We start from the raw sequence: 8,333 nt of genomic DNA, 5'->3' as shown, positions 1-8,333 counted from the left end.
GGCCGAGCGGGAGGCCCGGGCCCGGGCGGCCGAGCGGCGCCGGCTGGCCGCCCGGCAGGCCGCGGTGGCCGGGGCGGTGGCGGCCGGCGCCCGACAGCTGCTCGACTGCCTGGCCGTCTCACTGGCCCGCGCCGAGGCCGAGCGCGGCACGGTCGAGCAGGCCCGGGCCGAGCGGGAGAGCGCGCTGCGGGAGAGCCGCGAGCTGGGCCGCGAGCTCAAGGACGAGCTGGACAAGCTGGTCGACGCCGGCCACCGGGACGAGGTGCTGCGGGCCGAGAAGCGACTGCGGATCGAGCAGTTGGAGGCTCGGGCGCTGGAGGAGTTCGGCATCGCCGGCGACGAGCTGCTGGCGGGTTACGGCCCCGACCAGTCGGTGCCGCCGCCGACCCCGGAGGAGGGTCGGGAACCGGGGGAGAGCCGCCCCTATGTCCGGGCCGAGCAGGAGAAGCGGCTGCGCGCGGCCGAGAAGGCCTACCAGCAGCTGGGCAAGGTCAACCCGCTGGCGCTGGAGGAGTTCGCCGCGCTGGAGGAGCGGCACCAGTTCCTCGGCGAGCAGCTGGACGACCTCAAGCGCAGCCGGCGGGACCTGATGGAGATCGTCCGGGACGTGGACCAGCGGGTCGAGCAGCTCTTCACCGCGGCCTTCCACGACACCGCCGCCCAGTTCGAGGGCGTCTTCGCCCGGCTCTTCCCGGGCGGCGAGGGCCGGCTGGTGCTGACCGACCCGGACTCCATGCTGACCACCGGCGTCGAGGTGGAGGCCCGCCCGCCGGGCAAGAAGGTCAAGCGGCTGTCGCTGCTCTCCGGCGGCGAGCGCTCGCTGACCGCGGTGGCGATGCTGGTGGCCATCTTCAAGGCCCGGCCCAGTCCGTTCTACGTGATGGACGAGGTGGAGGCGGCGCTGGACGAGACCAACCTGCGCCGGCTGATCGCGATCATGGAGGAGCTGCGGGACAGCTCCCAGCTGATCGTGATCACCCACCAGAAGCTGACCATGGAGTGCGCCGACGCCCTCTACGGCGTGACCATGAAGGGCGACGGCATCTCCCAGGTGATCAGCCAGCGGCTGCGCGCGGACCAGCGGGAGCGGACCGCGCCGCTGCCCCGGCAGGTGGCGGCGGCGCACGCCCCCGGAGCGGCCGATTGACCGTGCGCCTGCCGGGGCATCCGCCCGCGGGGTGCACGATCACGGATACTTGGTTGCCGAGCCCGGCCCGGCACCCGCACGGTGGCGACCGGGCGCAGCAGCAGCGTGGCTGAGCGTCATGGGCGCGAGGATCACTCTCGCCCCGGCCCGGGCCGGGGGTGCCAGTAAAGGAGCTTGATGTGGAATACGTGATCCTTGCGGTGGTCATCGCCGTGGTCGCCATCGGCGCGGTCACCGGCCTGGTCGTCAACGGCAGACGGCGCAAGGAGCTGCCCCCGACCCAGCGACCGACCGGCATCGCGCCGCAGGCCCCGGCCGAGCCGCAGGTCGGCGACGAGGCCGCGCCGCCGCGCGAGGCGCCGGTGCAGACCATCGAGGAGGTCGAGCTCCCCGCGGACGCCGGGACCACCGAGGCCGCGGCACCGGCCCCGGTGGCGGAGCCGGTCGAGGCCGAGCAGGCCGCCGCCGCCCCGGCGATCGAGGTGCCCGAGCCCACCGCCGGCCGGCTGGTCCGGCTGCGCTCGCGGCTCTCCCGCTCACAGAACTCGATCGGCAAGGGCCTGCTCGCGCTGCTCTCCCGGGACCGGCTGGACGAGGACACCTGGGAGGAGATCGAGGAGACCCTGCTCACCGCGGACGTCGGCGTGGCGCCCACCCAGGAGCTGGTCGAGCGGCTGCGCACCCGGGTGAAGGTGCTCGGCACCCGCACCCCGGCGGAGCTGCGCGGCCTGCTGCACGAGGAGCTGGTGGCGCTGATCGGCACCGAGGCCGACCGCAACCTGAAGACCGCCAAGCACGAGGACGGCCGCCCGGCGGTGGTCCTGGTGGTGGGCGTGAACGGGGTGGGCAAGACCACCACCTCCGGCAAGCTCGGCCGGGTGCTGGTGGCCGACGGGCGCTCGGTGGTGCTCGGCGCGGCCGACACCTTCCGCGCCGCGGCCGCCGACCAGCTGCAGACCTGGGGCGAGCGGGTCGGTGCCCGCACGGTGCGCGGGCCGGAGGGCGGCGACCCGGCCTCGGTCGCGTTCGACGCGGTCAAGGAGGGCATCGCCGAGGGTGCGGACACGGTGCTGATCGACACCGCGGGCCGGCTGCACACCAAGACCGGCCTGATGGACGAGCTGGGCAAGGTCAAGCGGGTGGTCGAGAAGCACGGTCCGGTGGACGAGGTGCTGCTGGTGCTGGACGCCACCACCGGGCAGAACGGCCTGGTGCAGGCGCGGGTCTTCGCCGAGGTGGTGGACATCACCGGCATCGTGCTGACCAAGCTGGACGGCACCGCGAAGGGCGGCATCGTGGTCGCGGTCCAGCGCGAGCTGGGCGTGCCGGTCAAGCTGATCGGCCTGGGCGAGGGCGCCGACGACCTGGCGCCGTTCGAGCCGGGCGCGTTCGTCGACGCGCTGATCGGGGACTGACGGGCCGTCGGTCGGCCCCGGGGCCCGTCCGACAACCCGGCGCGGGGCGTCCTTCCCGAGGGAGGGGCGCCCCGTTCTGCGTGACGCGGTTCTCCGTGACGAGGCTCTGCGTTACGAGCCTCTGCGTGACGAGCCTCTGCGTTACGAGGCCAGCCAGGCCGGTTCCGCCGCCACCACGCGCTCCCGCCCGCGGTGGCAGGCGTACGCCAGGGTGCCGAGCAGCAGCCGGGCCTCCGGCGGGCGGGCGGCGCTCTCCCGGCAGGGGTGGCGCAGCCAGCGCATCGGGCCCAGGCCCGGGAGCACGGTCGGCGGTGCGGCCAGGTAGCCCCCCTCGCCGTGGCAGCTCAGGTCGAGCGCGGCGTCGTCCCAGCCCATCCGGTAGAGCAGGTCGGGCAGCTTCTCCGCAGTGCCGCGGGCGACGAAGAAGAGCAGCCGCCCGGCGGGCGAGGCCAGCACCGGTCCGACCTGGGTGCCCATCCGCTCCAGCCGCACCAGGGCGCGCAGGCCGGCCGGCTCGGGCACGTCCAGCACGTCGAAGCTGCGCCCGGTGGGCAGCAGCACGCTGGCCTCCGCGGTGCCGTCCCAGAGCGTGCGGGCCTCGTGCGAGGTGGCGCCGGGCGGCAGCTCGCGGGCGTCCGCGCCGTGCGGCGGGTGCAGTCCGGGAGCCGCGCAGTGCGGTCGCCCGCAGTCGCAGCGGTCGCCGATGGGCGGCTGCCCGTCGCCCTGCCACCGGGCAGTCGCCCCGGAGCGGGCCTGCGAGCCGCCGAGGGCGACCGTCCAGCCCCAGCGCCCGGCGTACTCGGCCGCGGCCTGGCACGCGGTGGCGCGGATGCGGCGGCGGGCGCCGAACCTCAGATCGCCGAACAGGTTGTCCATGCCTCCCCCAACAGAATTCGATTGCCGGCGGTTACGGGATTGTGACGCACTGTCAAATTCTCGCGTCCGGAGTGCGTTCTTGCCTGGCGGCGCGCGGTGGGCGGCGCGCGCCGTTGAATGCTTTCGTCGGCCGGATCGGGTCCTGGCGGGTCCGGGTACCAGTGAAGCGCCGGTCAGCGCCGGGTGGCTCCTGTCAGGGGGGTGGCGAATGGTGGCGTTTCCCGGCGAAGCATCCCCCGGACGGCTCACGGCAGGTTACTTTCAGCACACGGACCGGGGCGGTGGGTGCGTGGCGGCCCGGCGGTGGGTGCCTGGCGGCCCGCCGAACAGCAACCCGGGACTGACAGATCAACCCGAGCGGCAGGCCCGAGCGGGTCGGGCGGGACAAGGGGTGGACCCTCAATGGCAGAGAAGCAACCCAACGAGAAACTGACGGCGTGGTTCGCCCGCAGCGGCTGGTCGAAGGGTGAGTTCGCCAGGCAGGTCAACCGCCAGGCCCGCACCCTGGGCGCCCACCACGTGAGCACCGACACCTCACGGGTGCGCCGCTGGCTGGACGGCGAGCAGCCGCGCGAGCCGATCCCGAAGATCATGGCCGACCTCTTCTCCGAGCGCTTCGGCTCGGTGGTCTCGGTCGAGGACCTGGGCCTACGTGCCGCGGTCCCGGTCTCCACGGTGGCCGGCGGCGGCGTCGACCTGCCCTGGAGCGGTCCGCAGACCGTGCAGCTGATCAGCGAGTACTCGCGCAGCGACCTGATGCTCAACCGTCGCGGCTTCCTCGGCACCTCGCTGGCGCTGACCGCCGGCGCGGCGCTGATCGAGCCGATGCAGCGTTGGCTCACCCCCGGCCCCAGCGGTGCGCCCACCCCGATCCTGGCCGCCGCCAACGGCGGCGAGCCCTACACCGGCCGGCTCTCCGAGCCCGAGCTGCAACTGCTCGAGCAGACCACCGTGATGTTCCGGCAGTGGGACGCGCAGAACGGCGGCGGCCTGCGCCGCAAGGCGGTGGTCGGCCAGCTGCACGAGGTCACCGACCTGCTGCAGGAGACCTACCCGCCGCAGGTCACCCAGCGGCTCTTCCGGCTCACCGCCGAACTCGCCCACCTGGCCGGCTGGATGTCCTACGACGTGGGCATGCACCCGAGCGCGCAGAAGTACTACGTGCTGGCGCTGCACGCGGCCAAGGAGGCCGGCGACCGCCCGTTCGGCGCGCTGATCCTCACCGACATGAGCCGGCAGATGATCCACCTCAACCGCGGCGAGGACGCACTGGAGCTGATCCACCTCGCCCAGTACGGCAGCCGGGACACCGCCACCCCGCGCCAGCAGGCGCTGCTCTACGCGATGGAGGCGCGCGCCTACTCCAACATCGGCGAGGTGAACCGCTGCGCCCGCGCGGTCCGGCTGGCCGAGGACACCTTCACCGACGCCGGCCCGATCGAGTCGGACCCCAACTGGCTGCGGTTCTTCTCCAAGGCCGAGCTCTACGCCGAGAACGCGCACTCCTTCCGCGACCTCGCCTACCACTCCAGCCGCAGCCCGCGCTACGCCTCGATGGCCGAGCCGGTGATGGCCACCGCGGTCGACCTGTTCCGCGCCGACAAGGAGAACCACACCCGTTCCTACGCCTTCAACCTGGTCGGCATGGCCAGCGTGCACCTGCTGCGCGGCGAGCCGGAGCAGGCCGCGGCGGTGGCCGAGGAGGCGGTGGAGATCGCCGGGAAGGTGCGCTCGGAGCGGCTCAACACCCGGGTCCGCAAGACCTCGGCGGCGGCCACCCGGGACTACCGGGCGGTGCCCGAGGTGGGCCGGCTGGCCGAGCTGGTGGTGGACCAGATCCCGGAGTACGAGGCGGTCTGACGTCCTCACCCGTCCGGGTGGACCCGGGGTGATCGTTCGACCACCCCGGGTGCTGTGCGGCGGTACGGTACCCCACGTCCGGTCGTGACAGGGCCGTAGTTCACGCACCCGTAACCGGTGCGTCGACCACGTCACGGCGGCGAAACACCGAGCCGCACCGGCCGAAACCCGCCTTCGGCACGCTCCTCTCCAACGCCGACACCCCGGGTGGCACGGGACAGGGATCCTGCGGGTGGCGCGGCGGCACACCTGGAGGAGACGCCGATGCCGGACGGCTTCAGCGCGGGCGACACCGCCTTCGTCATCATCAGTGCGGCCCTGGTCATGTTGATGACCCCGGGCCTGGCCTTCTTCTACGGAGGCATGGTCAGGGTCAAGAGCACCCTCAACATGCTGGTCATGAGCTTCATCTCGCTGGCGGTGGTCAGCGTGCTCTGGGTGCTCTACGGCTACACCCTCAGCTTCGGCAAGGACGCGGGCGCCGGTCTGATCGGCGACCTCGACCACCTCGGGATGCGCGGCATCGGGCTGAACGACCTGAGCGGCTCGATCCCGGTCACCGTCTTCGCCGCCTTCCAGCTGATGTTCGCGGTGATCACCCCGGCGCTGATCAGCGGCGCGATCGCGGACCGGGCCAAGTTCACGGCCTGGACGCTGTTCGTCGCGCTCTGGGTGACCGTCGTCTACTTCCCGGTGGCGCACTGGGTCTTCTTCACCGACAACGGGCACGGCGGCTGGCTGGTCGACCACCTGGGCGTGATCGACTTCGCCGGTGGCACCGCGGTGCACATCAACGCCGGTGTGGCCGGCCTGGCGCTCTGCCTGGTGCTGGGCAAGCGGATCGGCTTCAAGAAGGACCCGATGCGCCCGCACAGCCTGCCGCTGGTGATGCTCGGCTCCGGACTGCTCTGGTTCGGCTGGTTCGGCTTCAACGCCGGCTCGGCGCTGTCGGCCAACGGCGTGGCCGGCATGGCCTTCATGAACACCCAGGTGGCGACCGCCGCCGCGATGCTCGGCTGGCTGGCCTACGAGCGGATCAAGCACGGCGCCTTCACCTCGCTCGGTGCCGCCTCCGGTGCGGTGGCCGGCCTGGTGGCGATCACCCCGGCCTGCGGGTCGGTCTCGATGCTCGGTGCGATCGCGATCGGCCTGGTCGCGGGCGCGGTCTGTGCGGCGGCGATCAGCCTCAAGTACCGCCTCGGTTTCGACGACTCGCTGGACGTGGTCGGCGTGCACGCGGTCGGCGGGGTGATCGGCTCTCTGCTGATCGGCCTCTTCGCCACCGGCCACGTCGGTCAGAGCGCCAAGGGCCTGTTCTACGGCGGCGGGTTCGACCAGCTCGGCAAGCAGGCGATCGGGGTCGCCGTGGTGGCGGTCTACTCCTTCGTGCTCTCCTGGCTGCTCGGTCAGGCGATCCAGAAGACGATCGGCTTCCGGGTGGCGGAGGAGGTCGAGGTGGCCGGCATCGACCAGGCCGAACACGCCGAGACCGCCTACGACTTCAGCGCGGTCGGGGCCAGCCTGGCCCGGGCGCTGAGCACCCCCACCACCGCGAGCGCCCACAAGAGCCCCGCGAAGAGCAGCGAGAAGACCGAGGTCGACGCCTGATGAAGCTGATCACCGCCGTCGTGAAGCCGCACCAGCTGGACCCGGTCAAGGAGGCGCTGCAGGCCTTCGGCGTCCAGGGCCTGACCGTCACCGAGGCCAGCGGCTACGGCCGCCAGCGCGGCCACACCGAGGTCTACCGCGGGGCCGAGTACACCGTCGACCTGGTGCCGAAGATCCGGATAGAGGTGCTGGTCGAGGACTCGGACGCGGACGACGTGATCGAGGTCCTGGTGAAGTCCGCCCGCACCGGGCGGATCGGGGACGGCAAGGTCTGGAGCGTCCCGGTGGACACGGTCGTCCGGGTCCGGACCGGCGAGCGCGGACCCGACGCCCTGTGACGAACGACCCCGTGACGAAGACCTCGTGACGAAGGCCCTGTGACGAAGGGCTCATGACGAACACCCAGTAGTCCCCAGCGGACCCGCCCACCCGCGGGTCCGCTCGGCCCGTTCCGGAGAAGCTCCGGCGACGCCCCCCGGAGGCGACCCTTGCCCGTCGACCCGTCCACCCCGCCCCCCGACGGTCCGCTCGACTACCCCGCGGCCCGCGCCGAGCTGCTCGCCGGCGAGCTCACCGGCGGCCCGCGCCGCCGCGCACTCGCCGAGCTGACCGACCGCTGGCTCACCGACCTGCTCACCGCGGCCGGCGGCGCGCAGCCCGGCACCGCGCTGGTCGCGGTCGGCGGCTACGGGCGCGGCGAGCTCTCCCCGCGCAGCGACCTGGACCTGTTGCTGCTGTACGACGGCGGCCCGGTGGGCGAGTTGGCCGACCGGCTCTGGTACCCGGTGTGGGACAGCGGGGTCGGCCTGGACCACGCGGTCCGTCGCCCGGCCGAGGCCCGCCAGGTGGCCGCCGCGGACCTCAAGGCGCAGCTCGGCCTGCTGGACGCCCGGCACCTGGCCGGCGACCCCGAGGTGACCGCGGCGCTGCGCTCGGCGGTGCTCGCCGACTGGCGCGCCGGTGCCGCCGAACGGCTGCCCGAGCTGCACGAGTTGGGCCGGTCCCGGGCCGAACTCCACGGCGAGCTGGCGTACCGGCTGGAGCCCGACCTCAAGGAGGCTCGCGGCGGCCTGCGGGACGTGGTCGCGCTCGACGCGATCGCCGCCTCCTGGCTGGCCGACGCCCCGCGCGAGGGCCTGGACGCCGCCCGCCGCCAACTGAGCGACGTGCGCGACGCGCTGCACCTGGTCACCGGGCGGGCCACCGAGCGCCTCGCGCTGCAGGAGCAGGACCAGGTGGCCGCCGCCCTCGGCCTGCTGGACGCCGACGCCCTGCTGCGCCGGGTCTACCAGGCCGCCCGGACCATCTCCTACGCGAGCGACGTCACCTGGCGGGCCGTGGACCGGCTGCTGCGGGACCGGCACGCGCGCGGCCGCCGCCCCCGCTTCTTCGCCTTCGGCGGCCCGGGCCGCGGCGCCGGCGCGGTG

Annotated in this window: 7 protein-coding genes; 6 read left to right on the top strand and 1 reads right to left on the bottom strand. The window is 73.5% G+C overall.

Going from position 1 to position 8,333, the window contains the following annotated elements; translation table 11 throughout:
• On the top strand, window positions 1-1,147 hold a 1,147-nt coding region (locus ACQRUO_RS37110; protein ID WP_428320587.1), incomplete at its 5' end, for an AAA family ATPase.
• A 179-nt stretch (window positions 1,148-1,326) separates the two neighbouring features.
• A complete protein-coding gene (ftsY, locus tag ACQRUO_RS37105; protein ID WP_428320586.1) occupies window positions 1,327-2,562 on the top strand; it encodes a signal recognition particle-docking protein FtsY in 1,236 nt (411 codons plus the stop codon).
• A gap of 141 nt (window positions 2,563-2,703) precedes the next feature.
• Here ftsY and ACQRUO_RS37100 read toward each other — a convergent pair whose 3' ends face one another.
• Window positions 2,704-3,438 (bottom strand): bifunctional DNA primase/polymerase, encoded by a 735-nt coding sequence (locus tag ACQRUO_RS37100; RefSeq protein ID WP_428320585.1) that lies wholly within the window; start codon window positions 3,436-3,438, stop codon window positions 2,704-2,706.
• A gap of 402 nt (window positions 3,439-3,840) precedes the next feature.
• Here ACQRUO_RS37100 and nsdA point away from each other — a divergent pair, with 402 nt between their 5' ends.
• The 4 genes from nsdA to ACQRUO_RS37080 all read left to right on the top strand — a co-directional run.
• On the top strand, window positions 3,841-5,298 hold the full coding sequence (gene nsdA / locus ACQRUO_RS37095) for a transcriptional repressor NsdA (RefSeq protein ID WP_428320584.1): 1,458 nt from the start codon (window positions 3,841-3,843) through the stop codon (window positions 5,296-5,298).
• Window positions 5,299-5,562: 264 nt separating this feature from the next.
• Entirely contained in the window at window positions 5,563-6,906 is a 1,344-nt protein-coding gene (locus ACQRUO_RS37090; protein ID WP_428320583.1) for an ammonium transporter, read from the top strand.
• The gene (locus tag ACQRUO_RS37085) at window positions 6,906-7,244 is read left to right on the top strand and encodes a P-II family nitrogen regulator (RefSeq protein WP_428320582.1); all 339 of its coding nucleotides are present in this window, start codon (window positions 6,906-6,908) and stop codon (window positions 7,242-7,244) included. Before ACQRUO_RS37090 ends, ACQRUO_RS37085 begins: the two co-directional genes overlap by 1 nt.
• Before the next feature lie 150 nt (window positions 7,245-7,394).
• Window positions 7,395-8,333, top strand: a 939-nt coding sequence (locus ACQRUO_RS37080) for a nucleotidyltransferase domain-containing protein (RefSeq protein WP_428320581.1), incomplete at its 3' end; no start/stop codon positions are given.

Source organism: Kitasatospora sp. LaBMicrA B282 (genome assembly GCF_050325825.1).
In the GTDB taxonomy this organism is placed as follows: Bacteria; Actinomycetota; Actinomycetes; order Streptomycetales; family Streptomycetaceae; genus Kitasatospora.
Note: the sequence above shows the minus strand (reverse complement) of the source record. Positions and strands in the feature narration are given on the sequence as shown.